Raw genomic sequence first — 25,410 nt, forward strand, 5'->3', positions numbered from 1 at the left:
ACTGCTGTTCGGACAAATTGCCGACACGTTGTCATTCACCAAGGAGAAACGCATGAGCGATGAAGATTTTGCAACTTCCCAGGAAGCCCGGAAATTAGCGGATGAAATCGCAGGCCTGAAGATGATGATCACCCTGATTCTGAAAGGTATGGGACAGGCTGATGCCGGAAAAGTGATTATTAACATGGAACGCTATGTGCAGACGCTGGGCGATAAGCCTCAGGCGGAAGTGTTCAGCAATACCATCAAACAGATCAAAACAGCCTACCGTCAGTAAGCTTTTTTGCCCCCAGCAGCGGGGGCAAATACGCTAACTGTGCGCCTGCCAGTTAACCGACACGCCCAGCGTTGGCAACACCTCTTCCGGGCTGAAACGACGTGTTCCCCGATATTTCTCTGCCAGAGCGGGCTGAACGACCGGAATACGGATCGCAAACAGATTATCTTCTGACAGAATGAGTCCCGGCGTCAGCGGCTCATACACCACGCCATGCTCTTCAAACATCTTCTCCAGCATCGGCGTTGCCGAACTGATGATGTATTCCATGCCGTTCAGCTCTGCCAGCTGTACCGCGTGCCAGAGAATGTTCAGCGGCAGTTCCGCGTCGACTTCCAGCCGTGCCGAGAAGCGCGACATCTCCCACACTTTCTCATGGCTGAAAGGCAACACAATGCCTTCACTCTGCTCAGGTTCGAACCAGGGCATCAGACGCGCGCAGCCACTAATGCCCTCACGCGCATTCCATGCGATTAGCCAGGTGACATCTGATCGATCGTAGCGATCATACTCCTGTCCTGGCGTGCTCAGGCGCGGAGGGATTGACCACCCTTCGCCACGCGCAAAAACGCTATAACGGTAGCTGCCGAGTTCGGCAAGCAAAGAGGATGGCATATCCTTTAATTGCGTTTGCACTATTTTCATCATGCGCCTCTGACATCCCCATGTTTGCAATGATTTCTTTGCGCCAGCCTGGCAAAGCCCCGGCGCAGGGTAGACAACAGACCTGTACAAAGGAACTGCCAAATGTAGCAGTTGTGTTATGTTCAAATCAGTCCGATTGCCGCTGCGTAGCAGGCAATCTGCGTTTTATTGGAAACATTGAAACGCTTTTGCATATTTTTTTGGTGAAAGTTAACGGTATGTTCAGAGATGGATAAAATAAGTGAAATTTCGACCGCCGTTTTTCCTTCGGCTGTCCATTTCAGAATTTCCAGCTCGCGCTGACTAAACGCTTTTTTTAGTACCATCATTGCATCATCGCTAAAGCGCTCCAGCGTATCCAGGCTTAGTTCCGCTAAAAGGTGTAGTTTCACCTCCAGCTCAGCATGGCGGAGCTGGACAGAAATGGGCTGTTGCGATGATATAGATAATATACCAATGACGCGATTTGGTGCCATTGCGGAGCAAGAAAATCCGCTCTGCAGCCCATATTCTCTCGCCTCATGCCAAAGATTGCCGGCGTCAGTGAACTGTTCCTCACTCCAGGCCATCCCTCTTCCCGGTCGCTGACACAATGTAAGCACCGGATCGACAGCGTAATAATTCTGCTTCTCATAACGTTTAACCCATAATTTGGGATAAGTGCTATGTAAATGAATACGCGGCCGGGTAAATGGCACCGGATGCTGAATCAAAAAGGCAAAATAATCGAAGCCCAGTGATTCAGTAAACTGTTGCAATAACGTCTTCAACTCAAAAGAAGCCGTTAATGCCTGAAATTTCTCTTTCACCTCACTTCGCCAGGCGAAATAGTTTTCAGTACTCATATTACCTCAGCGTTAATTTCACTCGCCCTTCCGGTATTATTCATTCGGATTCATCGGATAAATTAAATTAACAGCAGAAAATTAATTTATCGTTGAGGTGAATCCCTCACCCTCTGCAGCGCATAAAGTCCTTCACCGTTATGACGGAGTAAAAAAATGCCCCTGCCCCTGTAACGTGAGGCCGGCCACAGCAATTTCAATCACCCCAGGAGAATAAGATTTTTCTGATAGAAATTCAATCCCTGCCGATGAATTGAATTTCATCTCAGTTACTGGAGGGCTGCTAGAAATATTAAATCGTCTACAAGACATTGAGTAAATAATGTGTAAACAAAGCGTTAATTACATCTCAATAAGCGAAGCGGCAGCGGAAAACTGCTGACATATTTTTTATCAGGAAATAAGCTCTGCTCTTCAGGCGATGCCGCATTCCTGTGATGAGTCCCCCTACACAGCAGCACGCGCCTAACAATCCGGAAAAGCTAACGGGTTCACGGACTGTACCTGCGACCTCTCAATGCTGATTCTGCTCCTCTTGCCGTTGCTGCCCGACAGGCGTAACGAAGGGCTGAGTAATAACAATATTCTGCGAAAATCCTGCCCGACTGCGTCGACTAGCGGACGAGTGGACCCGCTCAGCTTTTAAGCAGTTTTTTAGACTGCGAATAATCTGAACCAAAAGCGGTGCATTAAAAAATCAGCTTTATTTATCTTCTGCCTGAACGCAATACGTGGCTTAGATCACTATTTATGCTGACAGTACGTTATGGCAGCAATACGCTCAACCCTGACTCTATTTTAGTCATGAAAATCACTTTACCGATAGTCACGCAACTAAATCACTGAAAAAAATTGCAACGGGTAAATTCCCGATTGTTATTTGATGCTGCATGCTTTATCGATGCAATTAATTTCTCTTAATTCACTTTTCAGCATCGTGAATTAATTTCATCCTGACGTTGCTGGCACTGTTCAGATGAGACGACGAAATTTTAATTCTGACTGCATTGATGAGCACTTTTCTTTTGTAATTTATGGACCTGAAAAAGGCTGCCTGATCAGCCTCCTGATTTGCTGCTGGTTCATTGTCAGGTGTGGCCGCGCTGGTAATGATAACTGGATTGGTTTTTCCCTTACCGGCTGTTTAATTCTTAATCAAACACGGTATTAATCCTGCCTGATGATTTATCGGCAGTAGCCGGCGCCACGCATACCCAGATGAAAATGTGAGGCGTGCGCGGCGTTGTAGTCCGGCCCCAGCGCATTGCCGAATACGTCACAGCCACCCCGCCATAGCGTGTGCAGCATAGCCGCTTTCTCTTCTGGCTGTTGCCAGTGACGACTGACCTCAAGCCGCTGGCCATCATCCAGCTGGAAGCCGGTCACATCCCAGGCATCGGCGGTGGCATGCTCACTGAGCCGCCCCTCTGCGCGGTGATAAATATTACGACAGGCATAGCTGCCAACATGAGTAATTCGTACCAGTGGACTATGCATATCCCGGGCGATCTGGTCCCGACTGCGCAGGGCATACATGGTGCTGGCGACCGCCATTGGACAGCTGGCGAGAAAACTGCTGCTGAGGCTGACCGGGCCAAATTTCTGAATTCGCAGCGGATGGCCGATCGGACAGTTGCCTGTGACGGCCGGACGCTCGCTGAAACTCACCCAGCCCGCCTGTTGGGCACGACGCATCACCGCCAGACATGCGTCGGGATCCTGGGTCAGCCTTTTCATCTTTATCTGCGTCATCCAGCCAGGGGGATCGGTGACGGAGAGTGGTGTAAAGGGATTGAACTGCGGCGGGAGATGCTGCTTAAGCCAGGGTAAGCTAACCCATCCCAGCGCAATTAACAGCAGAAACAGGATAAGCGTACGCATAATTCCCTTTGCAGCATAATGATTAATAACTAAAAAGTGTAGAAGCACATTCCGCTTCATGCCGTCTGCCTGACAAAACGTGATGAATAATTACCCAGACTGACGCAGGATTGAACGAAACCGTCCGTTATTACGGCTTACGGAGCGTCAGGCTTCACAATTGATAAAAAAGCGTTACCCGATTCCGGCCCTCTTCCTCTATCTTATGCCCACTCGCCCTCTGGGCAGACGCGTTTACTAACAGCCAGCAGAGCTGACACAACATCAAGACAGGAAAGACAATTCTATGGTTGATCAATCTAAAGAAACCGCACGCGCCCACGACGCGCCCGACAAGCTACAGCGCAACCTGCATAATCGCCATATTCAGCTGATCGCCATAGGGGGTGCTATCGGTACCGGCCTCTTTATGGGTTCCGGTAAAACCATCAGTCTGGCCGGGCCCTCGATCATTTTCGTCTATATGATCATCGGCTTTATGCTGTTCTTCGTGATGCGCGCCATGGGCGAGTTGCTGCTCTCTAACCTTGAGTACAAGTCTTTCAGCGATTTTGCCGCGGATCTGCTTGGGCCGTGGGCGGGCTATTTTACGGGCTGGACTTACTGGTTCTGCTGGGTGGTAACCGGCATCGCTGACGTCGTGGCCATCAGCGCCTATTTCCAGCTCTGGTTTCCGGGCTTCTCGATCTGGATGAGCGCCCTGCTCTGCGTGGTGGTTTTTCTGGCACTGAACATCGCCACGGTTAAGCTGTTTGGTGAGATGGAGTTCTGGTTCGCGATAATCAAAATCGTCGCCATTGTCGCGCTGATCGTCACCGGGATTGTACTGGTCTCGATTCACTACCCTTCACCCGGCGGTGGCACCGCGGCGCTGAGCAACATCTGGGATCACGGTGGAATGTTCCCGAAAGGACTCAGCGGCTTCTTTGCCGGATTCCAGATTGCGGTGTTTGCCTTTGTCGGCATTGAACTGGTCGGAACGGCAGCGGCTGAAACCCACGATCCACATAAAGTCTTACCGCGCGCGATTAACGCGATTCCGCTGCGCGTCATTATGTTTTATGTGCTGGCGCTGATGGTGATTATGGCGGTGACGCCGTGGACCCAGGTCATGGCCGACCGCAGCCCGTTTGTTGAGATGTTCGTGCTGATTGGCCTGCCTGCTGCGGCGAGTATCGTTAACTTTGTGGTGCTGACCTCTGCTGCCTCTTCAGCCAACAGCGGCATCTTCTCCACCAGCCGTATGCTCTATGGCCTGTCGCAGCAGGGCGTCGCGAGCCGTGCGTTTGGTCGTCTCTCTGCCCGAGCGGTCCCGACTACCGGCCTGTTCTTCTCCTGCCTGTGTCTGCTGCTCGGTGTGGCGTTGATCTACCTGATCCCGGATGTGATGAAGGTCTTTACGCTGGTGACTACCGTTTCAGCCATTCTGTTTATGTTCGTCTGGACCATCATTCTGTGCAGCTATCTGGCTTACCGTAAAAAGCATCCTGAGCGCCATGCCAAATCGGCCTTTAAGATGCCACTGGGCAAATTCATGTGCTGGGTCTGCATGGCATTCTTTGCGTTTGTGCTGGTGCTGCTGACGCTGCAGGAAGATACACGCCAGGCGCTGATGGTCACGCCACTCTGGTTTGCGCTGTTGGGTGTGGGCTGGACGTTGCGTCATCGCCGCAGCCGCTAATCGCTGACGGCATGTAAAAAGCCCGGTCACCTGACCGGGCTTTTTTTACAGCCGTTCACCCAGCGCAGAGAAAATGGCGGACAACGTGGGGCGTTCATAAGGTAAGCGCTGCGGCCGCGAATCGGGCTGCTGAGGCGTGCCCAGGCCAAAGGTGAAGGTATAGTTACCGCCTTCGCCCATGCGCAGGTCGGCTATCGTGGTCTGCCCATCCTGCTCGCGCAAAGCGTAGAAGCCGTGGCTGAACCAGGCGACACGTTCTGCATACCAGCTGCCCCGGAAGGCGTCGAACAGTTCAGGATGTCGCGGATACCACGCCACATGCAGCGGACGCGAGGGCGACAACAGCGACCAGTAGGCTTCGCCGTAGCGATCCGGCGTGATGATCACACTGCGCCAGACCAGCGTATTAAAGGCAGTGGGCGTCACCAGAACTTTATTGGCCGCAATGCCCTGCGCTGTCAGCGAATCACGAATCTGCCAGCCTGCGACGCCCTGAATCACCACACTCCAGACCAGATAAAGCGTACTCAGTGCCAGGCCGATCCGGTTCCCACGCATGCCTTTGTCACCACGACGCCACAACGCCACACCCAGCCCTATCAGCAACGGCAGCGTATAGAGGGGATCGACGATATAAATACTGCCAATGGCATAGGGATAATCGGTGACTGGCAGACCAAGCTGGGTGCCGTACACCGTCATTAAATCAAGCAGCGGATGGGTAATCAGCGCCAGCCAGATCGCGGGCCACCATACCGCCCACTTCACCCGCTGAAGAAAGAGTCCTGCAATCCCCCACGCCATCAGAGGTGAGATCAGCGTAAGCCAGAGCAGCGCATGTGTTTCCGTGCGATGCAGCGTCATGTTGCGTATCGCATCACCATGGTCAATAAATACATCCAGATCGGGTAAGGTACCGCAGACGCTACCTACCAGCGCAGCCTGCCAGATCGGCACCCGACGTCCCATCACCGCCACACTGACCGAAGCACCCAACACCAACTGCGAAACAGAATCCATTGATTCACTCCGTCACCGTATTGTGAATGTGTCCTGAATTAGCGTACGCGAATCCCTTCAATGATCATGCGCTGGACGTTTTCGACGGTCTGATCGAAAAACGCCGGATCGCTGAGCGTCTGACCAGTCACGGCCTCAACCTGGGTGGCAAAGTCGGCGTAATGTTGCGTGGTGGCCCACAGCATAAAGATCAGGTGCTGTGGCTGTACGCCCGCCAGCCGTCCTTCATCAATCCAGCGTTCAATAATAGCCGCTTTGTCATCCACCAGTTGTTTGAGATCACCCGCCAGTTCTCCTTTCAGCAAGGGTGCGCCCTGCAGCATCTCCAGGCAGAACAGCCGGGAAGCCTGAGGATGATCGCGTGACACCTCCAGCTTTAGCCGGATGTAACGCCGGATGGCCACCAGCGGATCCTGATCGTGCGCCAGCGCGCGCAATGGTGCCAGCCAGACATCCAGAATCTGTTTCAGCACCGCCACGTAGAGCACTTCTTTAGAGGGAAAATAGTAGAGCAGGTTGGTTTTAGAGACATCGGCCAGCTCGGCCACCTTATCAAGGCTGGTGCCGTGAATACCAAACTGTGAGAAGAAGGTTAACGCCGCTTCCAGTATGGCAGCCCGCTTCGCTGCCACCGCACGCGAACGACGCGTTGGCTTTTTTTCATCGCTATTCACACGTTTACCTCATCCTTCTGGTGTCAGCGCATCATAGCAAAGGGATGAGTCGCTGCCCAATCCGCGTCCTGCACCTTTTTTGCTCAGCCTGCATGCAAAATGTGCAGTGAATTTTGACCAGATGGTCCGAAATGGACCAGTTACTCCACTTGCCTCTTCTGGGTTAATTTTAACTGTTTGTTATTTATAACAATAAAAAATGTGGCACACCATTTGCAGAATTGTAACTGAGCGCAGCTTATACGGACGTAGCAGGATGCAGTGCAGCGCGTGAAACACCTTTCCCCCATCACAACGAGGTTTCACATGAAGATAGGCGTCTTTATTCCGATTGGTAACAATGGCTGGCTGATTTCGTCCAACGCGCCGCAGTACATGCCCACCTTTGAACTGAACAAAGCCATCGTGCTGAAAGCAGAGCATTACCACTTCGACTTTGCGCTCTCGATGATCAAACTGCGCGGCTTCGGCGGAAAAACAGAGTTCTGGGATCATAACCTGGAGTCATTCACCCTGATGGCGGGCCTGGCGGCCGTCACCTCACGCATCGAAATCTACGCCACCGCGGCCACCCTGACGCTGCCTCCGGCGATTGTGGCGCGCATGGCATCCACGATTGATTCCATTTCAGGCGGTCGTTTCGGCGTTAATCTGGTGACCGGCTGGCAGAAACCCGAATATGAGCAGATGGGAATGTGGCCGGGCGACGAGTACTTCGGCAGCCGTTATTCTTATCTGACCGAGTACGTTACCGTGCTGCGCGACCTGTGGGGCACCGGAAAATCGGACTTCAAAGGTGAGTTCTTCACGATGAATGACTGCCGCGTCAGCCCACAGCCGCAGCGTGCGATGAAGGTGATCTGCGCCGGACAGAGCGATGCCGGTATGGCCTTCTCCGCTCAGCACGCCGATTACAACTTCTGCTTCGGCAAAGGGGTGAATACGCCTGCTGCGTTCAGTTCGACTTCAATTCGCATGAAGCAGGCCGCCGAAAAAGCGGGCCGTGATGTCGGCTCCTATGTGCTGTTTATGATCATTGCCGCCGAAACAGATGAAGAGGCACGGGCTAAGTGGGAACACTACAAAGCCGGTGCGGATGAAGAGGCACTCTCGTGGCTCACTACCCAGAGTCAGCAGGACACTAAATCAGGCAGCGACACCAATGTGCGTCAGATGGCGGATCCGACCTCAGCCGTCAATATTAATATGGGCACCCTGGTAGGTTCGTACGCCAATGTAGCGCGGATGCTGGATGAAGTGGCGCAGGTCGAAGGCACGCACGGCGTGCTGCTGACCTTTGATGATTTCCTGGAAGGTATTGAGAACTTCGGTCAGCACATTCAGCCGCTGATGGCCTGTCGCAGCGCCCTGCTCGACGCACAGCAGGAGGTGGCATGATGAATACCGTTTATTGTGCCCACACGCCGGATGTTCCACAGGTTGAACTGCCTGCTCGTCCTGAGCCGATCGCCTTTCCGCCAGGCCAGACGGCGCTGATTGTCGTGGATATGCAGAACGCCTACGCCACCGAAGGGGGTTACCTCGACCTGGCGGGCTTCGATGTTTCCGCGACGAAACCGGTGATTGCAAAGATCCATCAGGCGGTAACGGCGGCGCGTGCGGCCGGCGTGCAGATCATCTGGTTCCAGAATGGCTGGGACAGTGACTACGTTGAAGCCGGTGATGCCGGTTCCCCCAACTTCCACAAATCGAATGCGCTGAAAACCATGCGTAAACGGCCCGAACTGCAGGGCTCGCTGCTGGCGAAAGGCGGCTGGGATTACGCGCTGGTCGATGAGCTGGTGCCACAGGCCGGTGACATCGTACTGCCAAAATCGCGTTACAGCGGCTTCTATAACACCCCGCTCGACAGCATGCTGCGCAGTCGCGGGATCCGTCATCTGATTTTCACCGGCATCGCCACCAACGTCTGTGTGGAATCGACGCTGCGTGACGGCTTCTTTCTGGAGTACTTCGGCGTGGTGCTGGAAGACGCCACTTATCAGGCTGGCCCGCCCTTTGCTCAGCAGGCGGCGCTGTTCAATATCGAAACCTTTTTTGGCTGGGTATCGGATGTCGATACCTTCTGCGAAAGCCTGAATGCCCGCTAACCCACGAAGAGGACGTCGCTATGCCGAAAAGTATTATTGTGCCGCCAGGCACCACCACACCCATCGCCCCGTTTGTCCCTGGCACGCTGTCGGATGGTGTGGTCTATGTCTCGGGTACGCTGCCGTTTGATGGCGACAACAATGTGGTCCATGTCGGTGATGCCGCCGCGCAGACCCGTCACGTGCTGGAAACGATTAAAAAGGTGATTGAGACCGCCGGTGGCACGATGGCCGATGTGACATTTAACTCGATCTTTATCACCGACTGGTCGAATTACGCCGCGGTGAATCAGGTTTACGCCGAATACTTCCCCGGTGAAAAGCCCGCCCGTTTCTGCATTCAGTGCGGCCTGGTCAAGCCTGACGCGCTGATTGAAATCGCCAGCGTGGCGCATATCGGCAAGCCGGAGGTCTGATGCAGCTCGATATTCTGGGTCTTCAGAATCCTGAGGCACCGACGCTGGTGCTCTCTTCCGGTCTGGGCGGCGTGGCGGGTTTCTGGCAGCCACAGCTGGCGACGCTGACGGCACGCTATCGGGTCGTGCTCTATGACCAGCGCGGCACCGGTCGCAGCGCGGACAGCTTACCGGAAGGCTATAGCATGGCGATGATGGCGGCAGAGCTGGCCGACGCGCTGGCGCAACACGGCATCCTGCGCTTCAGCGTGATCGGTCACGCGCTGGGCGGTCTGATGGGGATGCAGCTGGCGCTGGATTATCCGGATCGGATCGAACGGATCGTGGTGATCAACGGCTGGCTGACGCTGCATCAGCATACCCGTCGCTGCTTTCAGGTCCGGCAGGATCTGCTGCTCAATGTCGGCGTCGAGGCCTTCGTCCGTGCTCAGCCGCTGTTTCTCTATCCTGCTGAATGGATGGCAGAGCATCAGATACGGCTGGAGCAGGAAGATAGCCATCATGTGACGAATTTTCAGGGGATGGAAAACCTGATGCGACGACTGCACGCCCTGATGAGCGCTGACTTCAGCGCACGGGCTGCCGCCATTCCACAACCGGTGCTGGTCATCGCCAGCCAGGACGATCTGCTGGTGCCATGGAGCTGCTCAGTGGCGCTGGCCGGGGCGCTTCCGAACGCCACTGAAAAGATGATGGCCTGGGGTGGCCACGCCATGAGCGTCACCGACCCCGAAAAATTTAATGCCCTGCTGCTGCAGTGGCTGGATCAGACGGATGACGTGCAGCCGCTGCAGCGCGTCGCAGGATAACCCTTTCGTGGAGAACACTATGAGCCTGGAAACCCTTACCCCAGCCGTTGAGAAAACTGAATTTCGTCATGCGATGTCGCGGCTGGGTGCGGCGGTCAACATCATCACCACAGAAGGTCCGGCCGGACGTGCAGGCTTTACCGCCTCGGCGGTGTGCAGCGTCACCGATTCGCCGCCGACGCTGCTGGTCTGCCTTAACCGTTCTGCCTCAGTTTATCCGGTGTTTCGCGACAACATGCAGCTTTGCGTCAATACGCTGGCGGCGGGACACGAAGCGCTCTCTACTCTGTTCGGCGGGAAAACGACGATGGCCGAGCGGTTTAGTGCCGCTGAGTGGTCGACGGCCGTCACCGGCTCGCCGGTACTGAGCGGCGCGGTTGCCTCCTTTGACTGCCGCATTACGCAGACTGTCAGCGTCGGTACGCATGACACCCTGTTCTGCGAAGTCGTGGGCATAGTGCGAAATGATGATACCCATGGCCTTATGTGGTTTGACCGGGGCTACCATCCCCTGTTGCGGCAGGATGCCTGATCACTCTTCCCTGAAACTTACCGGCATTCATCACGCTCTGGAGTAGACGATGGCACGATCCTGGTTTCCGCAATGGCAAAAGAAGTCGGCACTGACAGAAAACGGCATTATCGCCCCGGATGAAACACTGCCGCTGGGGCAGACGCTGGTGCTGGGTTTGCAGCATGCGGTGGCGATGTTTGGCGCAACGGTGCTGATGCCGCTGCTGATGGGGCTGGATCCCAATCTGGCGATTCTGGTCTCGGGTATTGGCACCCTGCTGTTCTTCTTTATCACCGGTGGTCGCGTGCCCAGCTATCTCGGGTCGAGCGCCGCCTTTGTTGGCGTAGTGATTGCGGTGACCGGCTTCAGTGGTCAGGGACTGAATCCCAACCTCAGCGTGGCGCTGGGCGGCGTGATCGCCTGCGGCCTGCTCTACACGCTGATTGGGCTGGTGGTCATGAAGTCAGGCACGCGCTGGATTGAAAATTTGATGCCGCCGGTAGTGACCGGTGCGGTGGTGATGGCGATCGGGCTGAATCTGGCACCGATTGCGGTTCATAGCGTCTCCGCCTCTTCCTTCGACAGCTGGGTCGCGGTGATGACCGTGCTCTGTATCGGTCTGGTTGCCGTGTTTACCCGCGGGATGGTACAGCGCCTGCTGATTCTGGTCGGCCTGATTCTGGCCTGGGCGATCTATGCGCTGCTGACCAATGTTCTGGGACTGGGCAAGCCGGTCGATTTTACCCTGCTGTCACAGGCAGCCTGGTTTGGCCTGCCGCACACCACCGCACCGACCTTTGATCTGCAGGCAATGGTACTGATCGCCCCGGTGGCGATCATTCTGGTGGCGGAAAATCTGGGACACCTGAAAGCCGTGGCGGGCATGACCGGCCGTAACCTCGATCCTTACATGGGACGTGCCTTTGTGGGCGATGGACTGGCCACGATGCTTTCCGGCTCGATGGGCGGCAGTGGCGTAACCACCTATGCCGAGAATATTGGGGTGATGGCCGTGACTAAGGTCTACTCCACGCTGGCGTTTGTCGCTGCAGCCATCATTGCCATCCTCGCCGGTTTCTCACCGAAGTTTGGTGCGCTGATCCACACCATTCCGGCTCCGGTGATTGGCGGCGCATCCATTGTGGTCTTCGGGCTGATTGCGGTGGCGGGCGCACGCATCTGGGTGCAGAACCATGTCGATTTAGGTCAGAACAGTAATCTGATTATGGTCGCCACCACGCTGGTGCTCGGCGCAGGGGATTTCGCGCTGAAGATCGGCTCTTTCACGCTGGGCGGGATCGGTACTGCCACCTTTGGCGCGATTATCCTCAATGCCATTCTGCGCCGTCGCAGCGCGCAGCAGGACAAACCGCTGGCGCGACAGCAGGGTTAATTACTCCAGCGGTGTGGCAGCAGGCTGCACCGCTTTTTTCCGTTTCAGCCGCAGCTCACTGACGATCACGCCGCAGACGATCAGCGCCCCACCCAGCAACGCCAGCGCAGGCAGGCGCTCACCGGCAATACGCCCCGCGACGCCCGCCCAGACAGGTTCTCCGGCATAGATTACCGTGGCGCGGGTTGGCGAAACGCTGCGTTGCGCCCAGTTCATGGTGACCTGAATCAGTGCGCTGGCCGCGCCCAGCCCCAGCGCGCTGAGCAGCAGCGGCGTTGAGATTACAGGCACCGTTTCCCCATTGGGGATCATCAGCACAAAGGCACACAGCGACGCCACCGCCAGCTGGATTAGCGTCACGCGGCGTACATCAACCTGACCGGCATAGCGGCTGATTAAGATGATCTCGGCGGCAATCGCCAGGGTGCTGAGCAGCGTGGCTATTTCACCTGCATTCAGGTTGATGCGGCCATCCTGCGGTCCGGCCACCAGCAACAAGCCGGTAAATGCCAGCACAATCCCCAGCCACGACATCAATCCCGGAGGACGGCGTAAAAACAGCCACTGCAGCAGCGGCACCACCGGAACATAAAGCGCAGTAAGAAACGCAGACTGGCTGCTGGAGATAGTCTGCATGCCCCAGGTCTGAAGACCATAACCCCCGGCAATCGACAGGCCGATCAGCGTGCCCGCTTTTATTTCCAGCCAGGTCATGCCGGCCAGATAACGGCGGAAAAACAGTGCCAGCAGCAGCGCGGCGGTGGCGAAACGCAGTCCGACAAAAAAGAACGGGCCGGAATGCTGCATCGCACGATGCACCACCAGGAAGGTGCCGCCCCAGATCATGGTGATAAAAAGTAATACCAGCTCCTGCCGCGTCAGGCGCAGGGTTAAACCGCGGGGTGTGTCCGACATAATTCACCTGATGATGTGTCCGGACGATATTGTGGGGAGAGCGACGGGGAAAAGCAACGACGTTAACCGCCGGCCTTAACCGGCGGCAGAGTGGGATTATGCGTCCGCTTTTTTAGGACTGCTGCGCCCGCCCTTCTCACCGGCGCGCGCGGCGCGCTGCGGATCGTTTTTGAAATTACCGCCGCTGTTTTTTCCCCCTTTACGTCCCGCTTCTGCGGCACGTTCACGGTTCTCAGCAAAATTTCCTGAACCTCCACGATGTGTTGTCATGATTTGCTCCTGTCGCGTAGTGCGATAAATAAGAATGAAATAGCAGAGAGCTGACGGCCTGAAGCCAGAATTCAACTCATGCTTAAATAATAGCCAGATTCTTCTTTTACTCGCCCGACAGTCACATTTAGCAACAGAGTAATCACCAGCAATTTGATTAAACAACGAACATTCTGCCGACTTACAACCGACTAGCTGCGGATTTATTGCCCGACTCGTTCGCCTCCGTTTCCGTATCGCCTGCGTAAAACGAAAGCTCTTCTATACTTTTTCTGGACGTCAAAACCACCTGGAGAGATTTATGGCCAAGATTCTGGTGCTCTATTACTCGATGTACGGACATATTGAAACGATGGCGAACGCAGTTGCAGAAGGCGCTCGTCGGGTTCCCGGCGCGGAAGTGGATATCCTGCGGGTACCAGAAACGATGGAGGCCGATCGCTTTGCACAGGTGGGCGGCAAAACCAATCAGCAGGCAGCAGAAGCGACGCCTGAGGTACTGCCGCATTATGACGCGATTATCGTCGGCACCCCGACCCGCTTTGGCAACATGTCCGGACAGATGCGGACATTCTGGGACCGCACCGGCGGTCTCTGGGCGTCAGGCGCGCTGTTTGGCAAGGTTGCCAGCGTCTTTACTTCAACCGGCACCGGCGGCGGTCAGGAACAGACCATTACCTCAGTCTGGACCACGCTGGCGCATCACGGCATGGTAATTGTGCCTATCGGCTACGGCACCAAAGAGTTGTTCGATATTTCTCAGGTTCGCGGTGGCACGCCTTATGGTGCGACCACGCTGGCGGGCGGCGATGGTTCGCGTCAGCCGACAGAAGCGGAACTGAATATTGCCCGTTTCCAGGGTGAACATGTTGCCGGACTGACAGTGAAACTGCAGGACTGATTTAAACAAAGGAGAAAAGTATGTCTACTGAACAATCGAAAGCACACCACGTTGGCGAATGGGCCAGTCTGCGTCATACCTCCCCTGAAATTGCCGAGGCCATTTTCGAAGTGGCGAATTACGATGAGAGACTGGCAGAAGAGATCTGGCGTCAGCAAGGCAGCGATGACGTGCTGATTCGTGCCTTTGAAAAAACTGATAAAGATCTCCTGACCTGGGATGACAAGCCCGTAGAACGTAAGAACGTCTGATTCTGGGGCGGGACCTTCCCGCCCTCATTTTTAGCTCACCAAGGAGTACGCTATGTCTTCCTATCAAAGCATTAATCCCGCCAATAGCCAGTTGCTGAAAAGCTGGCCGTCGCATGATGAGGCCGCTGTCAGCCAAGCTCTGGACGTTGCCGATCGCCTGTTTCACTCATCATGGAGCAAAGGTGAGATCCAGCCACGTCTGCAGGTACTGAAAAAACTGGCTGACCTGATTGATAGCCGCGCGGAAGAACTGGCCACCATCGCCAGTAAAGAGATGGGGAAACTGATTGGTCAGAGCCGTAGCGAAGTGAAAATCTGTTCACAGATTGCCCGCTACTACGCAGAGAATGCAGAACGTATTCTTCAGCCGCAGTCCTATCCCAGCGAGCTGGGCGAAGCCTGGGTTGAGTATCATCCGATTGGCGTGTTAGTCGCCGTCGAGCCGTGGAACTTCCCTTACTATCAGCTGATGCGCGTGCTGGCCCCTAACCTGGCGCTGGGTAACCCGGTGCTGGCGAAACATGCCAATATCGTGCCGCACTGTGCCGATGTCTTTGAAAAGCTGGTGCGTGAAGCGGGTGCACCTGAAGGTGCCTGGACTAACCTGTTCATCTCAACCGATCAGGTCGCCGATCTGATTGCTGACGACCGGGTTCAGGGTGTTGCTCTGACCGGTTCCGAGCGCGCAGGCAGCGCTGTGGCTGAGCAGGCCGGTAAGCATCTGAAGAAATCGACGCTGGAACTGGGCGGCAATGACGTGTTTGTGGTGCTGGACGATGCCGATCTTGACGAAGCCGTCCGCCAGGGCGTGCAGGCGCGTCTCAGCAACTGCGGCCAGGTCTGTACCGCCGCAAAACGTTTTATTCTGCATGAGAAGATTGCCGATCGCTTTATCAGCCAGTTCAGTGCCGCGCTGAGTGCCGCCACGCTGGGCGATCCGCTGGATGAGAAAACCACGCTTGGCCCGCTCTCTTCCGCTGACGCACGCGACCGTCTGGTGAAACAGGTAGACGAAGCGGTGGCTAATGGCGCAAAACTGGTGACAGGCGGTAAAGCCGTTGACGGTGAAGGTTGCTTCTATCAGCCCACCATTCTGACCGGCATTACCCCGGATAATCCTGCCTATTATCAGGAGTTCTTCGGCCCGGTGGCGCAGGTTTATGTCGTGGGTGATGATCAGGCGGCTGTGGCGCTGGCGAACGACTCGCACTATGGTCTGGGTGGATCGGTCTGGACTCGTGATATTGCACGCGGTCGTAAACTGGCATCTGCCATTGAAACCGGCATGGTGTTTATCAACTCCCAGAGCGATACCTCTGCTGAGCTGCCATTTGGTGGTGTGAAACGTTCAGGCTATGGCCGTGAGCTTTCTGATCTTGGCATCAAAGAGTTTGCTAACCAGAAGCTGGTGGTCGTGGCGGGTTAATCGTCCTGCAGCCATAAAAAAACCCCGTCGCGACGGGGTTTTTTATTATTGGCCGGAAAGCGTAATTACTGTGTGGCCACAGCTGCTGACGTTGAATTGTCATGGTGTGCCGTTGCAGGCGCGTTCGCGGCGTCAGCTTTGTCAGTCGTGGCTTTATTGTCACTGGCTGATTCTGCTGCATTGTCGGCTTTTGCTTTCTCAGCGGCGGCTTTTTCTTCTGCTGCTGCTTTGTCAGCTTTTGCCTTTTCAGCCGCGGCTTTATCAGCTGCAGCCTTATCCGCTTTTGCCTTTTCTGCTTTTGCTTTTTCTGCAGCAGCTTTATCGGCTGCGGCTTTGTCCGCCTCTGACTTCTCAGCGGCAGCTTTATCTGCGTCAGATTTCTCTTTGGCTGCGGTCGCTTTGTCCGCTTCAGCTTTATCGGCTGCAGCATCCTGCGTCGCGGCGGCTTTCGCACTGTCATCGTCAGCCTGAGCTGCCGGTTGTGGTGCCGCAGCAGGCTGCATCGGTGTACCCTGCAGTGCCGCATTCAGCACCTGAGAGAACTGATCCCAGCTGCAATAGCCATTCGCATCGGCCTCACAACCCGCCAGCTGCAGCGTCACGCGCTTCGGTGGGTTCTTCAGGCTCAGTACATCCGCATTGCGCAGCTGATCGGCGGTCTGATAAACATACTCCACCTTGAGCAGGTCTTTATCGTTTTTCGCATCATGCCAGCGTTCGAAAACAACCTGACCGCCAATTGGCGTTTTTTCATAGGTGTCAGGCAGCTCATAAGGCTTGACCTGTAACGCACTCAGCAGCGAGGCGATGTTCGAGTCATGGCCGACCATCAGCGTAATTTTCGGCGCGTTGGCTTTGTCCTGATCCACTAACTGACTGCGGATGTAATCCACCAGCGGTGCTGCCACTTCACGGGAAACGTCCGGACTGGTAAACAGCGTGTCCTGATAACCATTTTTAATCGCTGACAGCTCTTTCCACTGTTCAGGCGTTTTGATCTGGCCCCAGGCAACCTGGTCCAGCGGGAAACCTTCGTAATATTGCAGCGTAAAGGCATCCATCAGCGAATTACCCACTTTCAGCGGGCCACTGACCGTTGGCTCTTTACCGTTTTCAGCGCTGAAGGTGTTCTGACCACTGCTGAGGTCGCACTGCTTTTTATTGTTACAGGCAGGCGAAGCTTTGTAGTCGACAATCTTTTCCAGCCGCTGGAAGGCGGGCTTCAGTGACAGTTTCTCATTGGCGGCGGCCATGGCGGCCAGCGCTTTTTTATTGAAGGCTTCACTGTCATCGGTGATGACGGGATTGAATACGGGATCCATGGCGCCCATTTCATCCTGATGCGTGACGGCAACGTCACAGCCAGGGAAGGCACCATTCACGAAGAACTGCGCGGTAGCGACAGTGCGCTGCAGGCTGTTCGCGTAAACAAAGACGTTATTGCTGTCAGGGCAGCTGCCGTTCTTCACCAGGCCCTGCTGTGCCAGCCACTGACGGGTGTAGTTACCCATGTAGACTTCCAGCACGCCACCTTTGGTGGTCAGCTGTCCGCCGGGAACATCCCACTGCGGCCAGCTCTTTTTGGTCGACTGCTCCAGCACGCTGCCATTATCGGCCAGCGGCGCACGCAGATTGTGACGGCTTAACATCAGCACCTGTTGCAGCTGCATATCGCCATCAGCAGCAAATGCTACCGTTCCGACCGGCAATGCAGCGAGCACTGACAATGCGCAAAGACTCAGTTTCTTGATCATTGTGCCTATTCCATTCATTCAGTAAAGAAACACTCTGGCTATCAACCGATTAGCTCGCCTCAGAGCGATGTATTTAACAGTGTAACTCAGCTCGCCTCAGAAAAGCGCCAGATGTTTGCAAAAACAGTGAGTGGACTATAGCAGAGATGCATCGGGCAGATGAATGCGCAGCCGCGCGTCATCGGAAGAGGCGTGCTTTTTTCAGACTGGAGGAAAAAACCGGAATGGCAGAAACGAAACAGGCCAGCACTATGTGCTGGCCTGTAAAATGTGGCGGAGGAGGAGAGATTCGAACTCTCGGATGGTTTCCCATCGGCGGTTTTCAAGACCGCTGCCTTAAGCCGCTCGGCCACCCCTCCGTTTTGAAACGGTACTGCTTCGGTAAACTTACTGATTTTACCGCTTTATTGCCCGTGGCAGATAAAGTGGCGGAGGAGGAGAGATTCGAACTCTCGGATGGTTTCCCATCGGCGGTTTTCAAGACCGCTGCCTTAAGCCGCTCGGCCACCCCTCCGCAATGACGCGCACTATAAACATCCCGTTTAGCGATGTAAAGCGTCTATCTGTCTATTCGCCTGAAAAACAGCCAGATTGTGATTTTTCGCTGTGAAAATCGCCACTCTGCTCAAACAATTAGCAGAATAGCGCGTAAAGAAGGGTAAAACGCCTTTTCCCTCTTTAGTGGCCTGCGTATTCTCGGCACATATTTAGTGTTCTGCTGATTAGTGTTCTGCTTAAAGGAGCGCAACATGGAAAGAATTGTCACCTCATCGCAGTCCTCACTGCTGTCAACGCACAGAGTTCTGCGTAATACCTATTTTCTGCTGGGACTGACCCTGGCCTTTTCCGCGGTAACGGCGACAGCCAGCACCCTGCTGGCCCTGCCTGCGCCGGGTCTGATTCTGATGCTGGTCGGCTTTTATGGCTTGATGTTTTTAACCTACCGTCTGGCGAACAGCCCGATGGGTATTCTGGCCGCGTTTGCGTTTACCGGCTTCCTGGGATATTGCCTGGGTCCTATCCTGAGTTCATTCCTGACCGCAGGCATGGGCGACGTGATAGCGCTGGCGTTGGGCGGTACGGCGCTGGTGTTCTTCTGCTGTTCTGCCTACGTGCTGACGACCCGTCGTGACATGTCCTTCCTGGGCGGCATGATGATGGCTGGCTTTGTGGTGCTGCTGGTGGCGGTGGTCGCGAATATCTTCCTGCAGCTGCCTGCGCTGCATCTGGCTATCAGCGCCCTGTTCATCCTGTTCTCCGCAGGTGCCATTTTGTGGGAAACCAGCAACATCATTCATGGTGGTGAAACCAACTACATTCGGGCGACGGTCAGCCTCTATGTTTCGCTCTATAATATCTTCGTCAGCCTGCTGAGCCTGCTGGGTTTTGCCCGCAGCAACTAACCAGCAGTGACAGTCAGTCTGTGAAACCCCGCTTCGGCGGGGTTTTTTACTTTTACTGTCCGCCAGGTTTGCTAAACTGCGCCGTCATTTATAGAGAGGACGTCACGTGAATTTTAACGGTAACGAAATCGCCGTCGATGCCGAAGGCTATCTGAAGAGCATCGACGACTGGAGTGAGGCGCTGGCGGCGCACATCGCGGAACAGGAAGGGCTTACCATGTCTGAAGCACACTGGGAAGTGGTCCATTTCGTGCGCGCCTTTTATCTGGAATTTAACACCTCACCTGCCGTGCGGATGCTGGTAAAGGCAATGGCGCAGAAGTATGGGGAAGAGAAAGGCAACAGCCGCTACCTGTTTCGCCTCTTCCCGGAAGGACCCGCTAAACAGGCGACGAAAATCGCCGGCCTGCCTAAACCGGCGAAATGCCTGTAGTTAACCGGTTTTGAAATCGCGGGGCGGTTCTGCGGGCTGGTGTGGCTCCACCAGCACCTTATCAACGCGTGCGCTGCGTGGTCCACCTGCTTTAAGCCAGGCGATGAGTGCTTCGACCTGCTCCGCCCCGCCCCAGGCCAGCACCTCGACGCTGCCGTCATCCAGATTTCGCGCGTAACCCAGCACGCCCAGGGTTCTGGCTTCGGCCTGCGTACTGTAACGAAACCCGACGCCCTGGACGCGGCCATGAACCCATGCTTTAAAACAGGCTGCTGACATTATTCTCTCCTGATGCTGTTCGTTGCAATTTCCCGTTATCCACCGGACAATGGCGCCTCATTTTTTCAGGTAAGCATAGCAAACTATGACAGTCAGATTGATTCTCGCAAAGGGACGTGAAAAGTCCCTGCTCCGTCGCCATCCATGGGTCTTTTCAGGTGCCGTTGCACGTCTGGAAGGTAAAGCGCAACTGGGTGAAACCATTGACGTGTGTGACAGCAACGGTAAATGGCTGGCGCGTGCCGCTTATTCGCCCGAGTCGCAGATCCGCGCCCGCGTCTGGAGCTGGCAGGCCGATGAATCCATCGATATCGCCTTCTTTGTGCGCCGTTTTGAACAGGCGCAACAGTGGCGCAAATGGCTGGCGGCCCGCGATGGTCTGGATAGCTATCGCCTGATCGCTGGTGAATCAGATGGTTTACCGGGCGTCACCATCGATCGCTTTGGCAACTTTTTAGTGCTTCAGCTGCTCTCGGCAGGCGCGGAATATCAGCGCGCGGCGATCATCACTGCCCTGCAACAGTGCTTCCCTGACTGTGCCATCTATGACCGGTCTGACGTCGCTGTGCGTAAGAAAGAGGGGCTGGAGCTGACGCAGGGCACCGTCACCGGTGAACTGCCCCCGCCGCTGCTGCCGATTACCGAGCATGGCATGAAGCTGCTGGTTGATATTCAGGGCGGCCACAAAACCGGCTATTACCTTGATCAGCGTGACAGCCGTCTTGCCACGCGTCGTTACGCGCAGGATGCCCGCGTGCTTAACTGCTTCTCTTATACGGGCGGCTTCGCGGTTTCTGCACTGATGGGCGGCTGTAAAGAAGTGATCAGCGTGGACACCTCACAGGAAGCGCTGGACGTTGCCCGTCAGAACGTGGAACTGAATGAGCTGGATCTCTCCCGCGCGCGCTTCGAGCGTGATGATGTGTTCAAACTGCTACGTCGTTATCGTGACAGCGGTGAGAAATTTGATCTGATCATTATGGATCCGCCAAAGTTTGTCGAAAACAAAAGCCAGTTAATGGGTGCCTGCCGCGGCTATAAAGACATTAATATGCTTGCCATTCAGCTACTTAACCCAGGTGGCGTGCTGCTGACTTTCTCCTGTTCCGGTCTGATGGCCACCGATCTGTTCCAGAAGATCATCGCCGATGCGGCGCTGGATGCGGGCCGCGAAGTGCAGTTTATTGAGCAGTTCCGGCAGGCAGCGGATCATCCGGTCATCGCCAGCTATCCGGAAGGTCTCTATCTGAAAGGTTTCGCCTGCCGCGTGATGTGACTTGAAAAATCAGCTCCTGCCCCCATATTGGAAAGAGAGCTTTTTTTCGGAGGTCACTATGATTGCCAGTAAATTTGGTATTGGTCAGCAGGTTCGTCATCGTTTGTCCGGCGTTCTGGGCGTTATTGTGGATGTCGATCCTGAATACTCGTTAGATGAGCCTAAAATTGAAGAGGTTGGCGCGGAAGAGAAGATGCGCACCGCGCCCTGGTATCATGTGGTGATGGAAGATGAGGAAGGCGATCAGGTGCACACCTATGTTGCCGAAATTCAGCTTTCCGGTGAAACCAGCATTGAACATCCAGAGCAGCCGTCAATGGATGAGCTGGCAGCGTCAGTACGTCAGCAATTACAGGCACCTCATCTGCGGCATTAAACTGTGGCGGCACGCTCTGCCGCCACGCTAATTTTTAACGCGTTATCCCCAGACGCGGAATCTCAATCTTCGGGCAGCGATCCATAATCACCGTCATGCCTGCATCCTGTGCCAGTACCGCCGCCTGCTCATTAATCACACCCAGCTGCAGCCACAATGTTTTTGCCCCTGCAGCAATGGCTTCCTGCGCCACGCCCCACGCGGCTTCTGAATTGCGAAAGACATCTACCATATCAATCTCGCCCGGTACTTCCGCCAGACTGGCGTAAGCCTGCTGCCCCAGCAGGGTTTGGCCGGCCAGTTTTGGGCTGACCGGGATCACCTCATAGCCCTGATCGAGCAGATATTTCATCACACCATAACTGGGACGGTCGGGACGATCGCTTGCCCCTACTAAGGCGATACGTTGGGTGCGCGTCAGCACATCGCGAATTGTCTGGTCGTTCATCTTTATCTCCTTTCAGGTCAGTGTTGAGTGTAGTTTGGCGCATGCTTCAACAGTTAAGTCCCTGACGAAATTAATTGAACCCGCGCACGAATAAATATGTTTAAATGTAAATTAACTGCCATAATGTAAGAATTTGCTACACGTCATCCTTTGCGTCACCACTTACCGGAGTTGAAATGAAGCTGTCGCTGGCCGTAACGGGGTTACTTACACTCCTTGTTTCGGCGTCCTGTTCTGCCATCACATTAAAGCTCGATCCCCAAATCGATCTGCTGGTGCTGGATGGTCGAAAAATTTCAGGCTCGCTCCTCAAAGGAGCAGACAGCTTAGAGCTGGATCGCGGTCAGCATCAGTTTCTGTTTCGGGTAGAGCAGCAACGCAAAGGGCAGAAAGAGAGTGTGATCGCTTATCAGTCTGCGCCGATGATCGTCACCTTTACTGCCGTGGCCAAAACCATCACCATCCGGTTGCCGGCGCTGGAGACAAAACGTGAGCGTTATCATTTTGACCGCAGTCTGAATTTTCAGCTGGTGGATGAGAAAGGCAATGAGATCACCAGCGTGCGTGACCACCTGCCGGCCACCGCGACAGCGGATATGGAAAAAGCGATGCTGAATTACAATCGCACCCATCAGATTGCCTCTGTACCCCGGTTTGCAAATTCCGCTTCTGCTACGCCCTCTTCTTCCCGCCTCACCGCCGAGCTTGACTGGACAACCCAGGCCGAACTTCCTTCGCTGCATCGCTGGTTTCACCGCTTCGACGAAGCTACGCGTCAGCAATTTCTGACACTGGTCAAAATGCTGCGTACGAGTTGATAGCATTAAAGAGCCAGAGGTAAACTCGTGCTTTCTCTTCTTGCGCATGAGCCTTATCAGGACGCTTTTATGGAACAGACTTTTCGTACCCTTGGCACCACAAAACATATTGCGCTGGTCGCCCATGACCACTGTAAAGCCGCCCTGCTTGACTGGGTTAAACAAAATCAGCCCGCACTTGAACCACACATCCTCTATGCGACCGGCACCACCGGAAATCTGATCAATCATCATACCGGTCTGAATGTGACAGCCATGCTGAGCGGCCCGATGGGTGGCGATCAGCAGGTAGGCGCGCTGATCTCGGAAGGAAAAATTGATGCGCTGATTTTTTTCTGGGATCCGCTTAACGCCGTGCCGCACGATCCGGATGTGAAAGCTCTGCTGCGTCTGGCGACCGTCTGGAATATCCCGGTCGCCACGAACCGCTCCACAGCAGATTTTATTATTCAGTCGCCACTGTTTGCGCAAAACGTTGAGATTATGATCCCCGACTATCAGCGCTATCTGGCCGATCGTCTGAAATAAATCAGGCTTTACGCAGTACGGGTACGCCCAGTTCGCGGAAGTGATCGACAAACGAGGACGGCGCGGCCTTATCAAACATCAGAAAGACCTGCTGACGCGCGCGCGTCAGCGCCACATAGGCCAGACGGCGCTCTTCCGCATCCGGAAACGCTTCGGGCTGTGGTAACAGGCCCTGTTCGATAATCGACTCGCGTACTTCCGCCGGGAAGCCCTCTTTACCCTGCTGCAATCCCACCAGAATAACGTAATCCGCCTGCTGACCTTTGCTGGCATGGATTGTCATAAATTCCAGATTAAGTTTCGGCCAGCGGGTTCTGGCTTTATCCAGTAATTCCGGTCGCAGATAGTGATAGCGCGCCAGTAGCAGAATCCGCTCATCAGGCTTCGCGTAACCGCTGAGTTTGTTCAGCAGGGCTTCCAGCTGATCCTCCGACAGCAGCGAAATCGACTTTTTATTGCCCTTGGTGACGCTGTTCAGCGGTTTTGCCAGCTGCTGCGGATTCTGCTGGATAAACCGGTTAGCAATGTCACCAATGCGGTCGTTAAAGCGGTAGGTGGTGTCCAGCACGCACCGATCGCCCTCACCAAAGTAGTGATGAAATGCGGTGGTCAGCGTCATCTCTGCACCGCTGAAGCGGTAGATAGCCTGCCAGTCATCGCCAACCGCAAACAGCGCGGTGCGCTTATTTTGCTTGCGCAGTGCGCTGAGCAATGCGGCACGCTGAGGCGAGATATCCTGGAATTCATCCACCAGAATGTGTTTCCACGGACTGATAAACCGTCCTTTTTCCAGAATCGCAATGGCCTGGTGGATCAGTCCCGAAAAATCGACCGCGCCCTCCTCTTTCAGCGCGCTTTTCCACGCTTTCAGCAGGGGTGCCATCAGTTTGATGCGTTTACTGAAATGATCCCGAATCTCTTCCGGCACATCCGCGATCATGGCCGCCTGTGCGCCGCCATGCATGCGCATCAGACCGAGCCAGCGCTCCAGACGTGACGCCAGCCGGTTTGCCAGCCTCTCGTCCTCCCAGAATGGCCCTTCCGGTACCTCCCACTCTAGTTCGTCACGGAGCCACTGACGCCAGCCGTTTGCCATCGCCTTTTTCTCATGGCACTGCTGCCGCCACTCCCTGAGTAGCAGCGTACGACGCGCATCCGCATCGCTCTCGAGCTTACTGATAACCGGCTGCTTATTGCTGCCTTCACGAATAATATGCTGAGCCAGAGAATGGAAAGTCCGTGCCTGGATGTCACCCGCAGAGAGCCGGGACTGAATACGTGCGTTCATCTCTTCAGCCGCCTGGCGGCCAAACGCCAGCAACAGAATTTGATCGGCGCTGGCCAGTCTGCGCTCCATTAACCAGCCTGCACGGGCCACCAGCACAGAGGTTTTACCGCTGCCCGCACCGGCCAGCACCAGCAGAGAATCCTCGCCATTAACCACCGCCTCACACTGCGACTGATTGAGTGGTGTGCTCTCGACGCTGGCGAAGAACGACTGATAGCGGGTCAGCATGGCGGCAGTCCAGTCGCGGTTTCGCTGCCTCAGGGCCGACTCACCCTGATCCAGCCAGTGCTGGCAAAATGCCAGGTTATCACGGCAGTCAGGAAAATCGTTTAAGCGGGTGAACGGCATCGGTAACGCGTCGAACTGTTTGAGAATCTTTGTCTTCAGCGCCTGCAGCTCGTGGCGATTCAGCCAGCGATCCTGCGCGCCAAACGTTCCGATTTCGTCGCGCAGTGACTGGAGCACCTCGCGGCACACCTCACTCATCTCCAGACTCCAGTTCTGCCAGGCCTGCAGCAAATAGTGGTGAAAGCGCTGCGTCTCCTGCCATTCCGTTCCGTGAAGCCGGACCACTTTTTCATCGGCCAGCAGAAATTCCAGCTCACCCCATACCAGCCCGCGCTTGCAGGCAATATCCAGTAACTGATTAAAGGGGATCAGATACTCATGCTTATCGCCACTGACTTCGACACCCGCTGCCAGCAGACGAACACGGTTATAAGGATGCTGGGCAAGCCGTTTGCCCATTGAGGTTGCTTTCAGTTCCACGCCGACACCA

At 55.1% G+C, this 25,410-nt stretch carries 28 protein-coding genes and 2 tRNA genes; 17 read left to right on the forward strand and 13 right to left on the reverse strand.

Annotated elements, in window-relative coordinates:
- The first annotated feature begins 52 nt into the window (after positions 1–52).
- The gene (locus IV493_RS11220) at positions 53–277 is read left to right on the forward strand and encodes a DUF2594 family protein (protein ID WP_003849983.1); all 225 of its coding nucleotides are present in this window, start codon (positions 53–55) and stop codon (positions 275–277) included.
- Positions 278–310: 33 nt separating this feature from the next.
- Here IV493_RS11220 and IV493_RS11225 read toward each other — a convergent pair whose 3' ends face one another.
- From IV493_RS11225 to IV493_RS11235, 3 genes are all read right to left on the reverse strand, one after another.
- A complete protein-coding gene (locus tag IV493_RS11225) occupies positions 311–922 on the reverse strand; it encodes an acyl-homoserine-lactone synthase (protein WP_033782566.1) in 612 nt (203 codons plus the stop codon).
- Positions 923–1,044: 122 nt separating this feature from the next.
- Positions 1,045–1,767 (reverse strand): transcriptional regulator SdiA, encoded by a 723-nt coding sequence (sdiA, locus tag IV493_RS11230; protein WP_013357381.1) that lies wholly within the window; start codon positions 1,765–1,767, stop codon positions 1,045–1,047.
- A 1,185-nt stretch (positions 1,768–2,952) separates the two neighbouring features.
- Positions 2,953–3,648, reverse strand: a complete 696-nt coding sequence (locus IV493_RS11235; protein ID WP_013357380.1) for an extensin family protein — start codon at positions 3,646–3,648, stop codon at positions 2,953–2,955.
- 286 nt (positions 3,649–3,934) lie between these two features.
- Between IV493_RS11235 and cycA the strand changes: the two genes are divergently transcribed.
- Positions 3,935–5,329: a D-serine/D-alanine/glycine transporter gene (gene cycA, locus IV493_RS11240; protein ID WP_013357379.1), complete on the forward strand. Its 1,395-nt coding sequence runs from the start codon at positions 3,935–3,937 to the stop codon at positions 5,327–5,329.
- A gap of 45 nt (positions 5,330–5,374) precedes the next feature.
- On the opposite strand, the gene IV493_RS11245 is transcribed toward cycA, so the two are convergent.
- Positions 5,375–6,349 (reverse strand): metal-dependent hydrolase, encoded by a 975-nt coding sequence (locus IV493_RS11245; RefSeq protein ID WP_195857152.1) that lies wholly within the window; start codon positions 6,347–6,349, stop codon positions 5,375–5,377.
- Positions 6,350–6,387: 38 nt separating this feature from the next.
- Entirely contained in the window at positions 6,388–7,023 is a 636-nt protein-coding gene (gene rutR, locus IV493_RS11250; RefSeq protein ID WP_013357377.1) for an HTH-type transcriptional regulator RutR, read from the reverse strand.
- A 306-nt stretch (positions 7,024–7,329) separates the two neighbouring features.
- Here rutR and rutA point away from each other — a divergent pair, with 306 nt between their 5' ends.
- Genes rutA through rutG form a run of 6 tightly spaced genes read left to right on the forward strand, consistent with a single transcriptional unit; the run spans position 7,330 to position 12,266 of the window.
- Entirely contained in the window at positions 7,330–8,421 is a 1,092-nt protein-coding gene (gene rutA, locus IV493_RS11255; RefSeq protein WP_135909439.1) for a pyrimidine utilization protein A, read from the forward strand.
- Entirely contained in the window at positions 8,421–9,134 is a 714-nt protein-coding gene (gene rutB, locus IV493_RS11260; protein ID WP_013357375.1) for a pyrimidine utilization protein B, read from the forward strand. The genes rutA and rutB overlap by 1 nt, the downstream gene beginning before the upstream one ends.
- A 20-nt stretch (positions 9,135–9,154) precedes the next feature.
- On the forward strand, positions 9,155–9,550 hold the full coding sequence (gene rutC, locus IV493_RS11265; RefSeq protein WP_013357374.1) for a pyrimidine utilization protein C: 396 nt from the start codon (positions 9,155–9,157) through the stop codon (positions 9,548–9,550).
- Positions 9,550–10,359 carry a pyrimidine utilization protein D gene (gene rutD, locus IV493_RS11270; protein WP_041456744.1) on the forward strand — a complete coding sequence of 270 codons (810 nt, stop codon included), beginning with the start codon at positions 9,550–9,552 and terminating at the stop codon, positions 10,357–10,359. The genes rutC and rutD overlap by 1 nt, the downstream gene beginning before the upstream one ends.
- 19 nt (positions 10,360–10,378) lie before the next feature.
- Positions 10,379–10,891, forward strand: coding sequence for an NADH-dependent FMN reductase RutF (rutF, locus tag IV493_RS11275; protein WP_033782556.1), 513 nt, complete (start codon positions 10,379–10,381; stop codon positions 10,889–10,891).
- Positions 10,892–10,940: 49 nt separating this feature from the next.
- Complete coding sequence (gene rutG, locus IV493_RS11280) at positions 10,941–12,266, forward strand: pyrimidine utilization transport protein G (RefSeq protein ID WP_013357372.1); 1,326 nt, start codon at positions 10,941–10,943, stop codon at positions 12,264–12,266.
- On the opposite strand, the gene IV493_RS11285 is transcribed toward rutG, so the two are convergent.
- Together IV493_RS11285 and IV493_RS11290 are read right to left on the reverse strand one after the other, a co-directional pair.
- A complete protein-coding gene (locus tag IV493_RS11285) occupies positions 12,267–13,181 on the reverse strand; it encodes a DMT family transporter (RefSeq protein WP_195857153.1) in 915 nt (304 codons plus the stop codon).
- A 96-nt stretch (positions 13,182–13,277) separates the two neighbouring features.
- Positions 13,278–13,451, reverse strand: a complete 174-nt coding sequence (locus tag IV493_RS11290) for a general stress protein (RefSeq protein ID WP_013357370.1) — start codon at positions 13,449–13,451, stop codon at positions 13,278–13,280.
- Between the two features lie 301 nt (positions 13,452–13,752).
- Between IV493_RS11290 and wrbA the strand changes: the two genes are divergently transcribed.
- Genes wrbA through IV493_RS11305 form a run of 3 tightly spaced genes read left to right on the forward strand, consistent with a single transcriptional unit; the run spans position 13,753 to position 16,029 of the window.
- Positions 13,753–14,352: an NAD(P)H:quinone oxidoreductase gene (gene wrbA, locus IV493_RS11295; protein ID WP_013357369.1), complete on the forward strand. Its 600-nt coding sequence runs from the start codon at positions 13,753–13,755 to the stop codon at positions 14,350–14,352.
- 20 nt (positions 14,353–14,372) lie between these two features.
- Positions 14,373–14,603: a YccJ family protein gene (locus tag IV493_RS11300; protein WP_003850006.1), complete on the forward strand. Its 231-nt coding sequence runs from the start codon at positions 14,373–14,375 to the stop codon at positions 14,601–14,603.
- Positions 14,604–14,655: 52 nt separating this feature from the next.
- Entirely contained in the window at positions 14,656–16,029 is a 1,374-nt protein-coding gene (locus tag IV493_RS11305) for an NAD-dependent succinate-semialdehyde dehydrogenase (protein ID WP_095707417.1), read from the forward strand.
- A gap of 65 nt (positions 16,030–16,094) precedes the next feature.
- On the opposite strand, the gene agp is transcribed toward IV493_RS11305, so the two are convergent.
- The 3 genes from agp to IV493_RS11320 all read right to left on the reverse strand — a co-directional run bounded on the left by agp (position 16,095) and on the right by IV493_RS11320 (position 18,297).
- Entirely contained in the window at positions 16,095–17,783 is a 1,689-nt protein-coding gene (agp, locus tag IV493_RS11310; protein ID WP_195857154.1) for a bifunctional glucose-1-phosphatase/inositol phosphatase, read from the reverse strand.
- Positions 17,784–18,054: 271 nt separating this feature from the next.
- Positions 18,055–18,142 (reverse strand) — tRNA-Ser (locus tag IV493_RS11315).
- 67 nt (positions 18,143–18,209) lie between these two features.
- Positions 18,210–18,297 (reverse strand) — tRNA-Ser (locus IV493_RS11320).
- Between the two features lie 235 nt (positions 18,298–18,532).
- On the opposite strand from IV493_RS11320, the gene yccA reads away from it, so the two are divergent.
- Both yccA and tusE read left to right on the forward strand, forming a co-directional pair.
- Positions 18,533–19,186 (forward strand): FtsH protease modulator YccA, encoded by a 654-nt coding sequence (gene yccA, locus IV493_RS11325; protein WP_003850014.1) that lies wholly within the window; start codon positions 18,533–18,535, stop codon positions 19,184–19,186.
- A gap of 106 nt (positions 19,187–19,292) precedes the next feature.
- Complete coding sequence (gene tusE / locus IV493_RS11330; RefSeq protein WP_013357366.1) at positions 19,293–19,619, forward strand: sulfurtransferase TusE; 327 nt, start codon at positions 19,293–19,295, stop codon at positions 19,617–19,619.
- On the opposite strand, the gene yccX is transcribed toward tusE, so the two are convergent.
- Positions 19,620–19,898, reverse strand: a complete 279-nt coding sequence (gene yccX, locus IV493_RS11335; protein WP_195857155.1) for an acylphosphatase — start codon at positions 19,896–19,898, stop codon at positions 19,620–19,622.
- A gap of 85 nt (positions 19,899–19,983) precedes the next feature.
- Here yccX and rlmI point away from each other — a divergent pair, with 85 nt between their 5' ends.
- Both rlmI and hspQ read left to right on the forward strand, forming a co-directional pair.
- Positions 19,984–21,174, forward strand: a complete 1,191-nt coding sequence (rlmI, locus tag IV493_RS11340; RefSeq protein WP_013357364.1) for a 23S rRNA (cytosine(1962)-C(5))-methyltransferase RlmI — start codon at positions 19,984–19,986, stop codon at positions 21,172–21,174.
- Positions 21,175–21,232: 58 nt separating this feature from the next.
- Positions 21,233–21,550 (forward strand): heat shock protein HspQ, encoded by a 318-nt coding sequence (gene hspQ / locus IV493_RS11345; protein ID WP_013357363.1) that lies wholly within the window; start codon positions 21,233–21,235, stop codon positions 21,548–21,550.
- 34 nt (positions 21,551–21,584) lie between these two features.
- Here hspQ and IV493_RS11350 read toward each other — a convergent pair whose 3' ends face one another.
- Complete coding sequence (locus IV493_RS11350; RefSeq protein ID WP_033732185.1) at positions 21,585–21,998, reverse strand: CoA-binding protein; 414 nt, start codon at positions 21,996–21,998, stop codon at positions 21,585–21,587.
- 176 nt (positions 21,999–22,174) lie between these two features.
- Here IV493_RS11350 and IV493_RS11355 point away from each other — a divergent pair, with 176 nt between their 5' ends.
- Positions 22,175–22,816, forward strand: coding sequence for a DUF2057 family protein (locus IV493_RS11355; protein ID WP_195857156.1), 642 nt, complete (start codon positions 22,175–22,177; stop codon positions 22,814–22,816).
- A gap of 69 nt (positions 22,817–22,885) precedes the next feature.
- Positions 22,886–23,344, forward strand: a complete 459-nt coding sequence (gene mgsA, locus IV493_RS11360; RefSeq protein ID WP_147788429.1) for a methylglyoxal synthase — start codon at positions 22,886–22,888, stop codon at positions 23,342–23,344.
- A 1-nt stretch (position 23,345) separates the two neighbouring features.
- Here mgsA and helD read toward each other — a convergent pair whose 3' ends face one another.
- Entirely contained in the window at positions 23,346–25,400 is a 2,055-nt protein-coding gene (gene helD, locus IV493_RS11365) for a DNA helicase IV (protein WP_195857157.1), read from the reverse strand.
- Positions 25,401–25,410 lie beyond the last annotated feature (10 nt).

It is taken from the genome of Pantoea sp. SM3640 (assembly GCF_015654165.1).
GTDB lineage: Bacteria > Pseudomonadota > Gammaproteobacteria > Enterobacterales > Enterobacteriaceae > Pantoea > Pantoea vagans.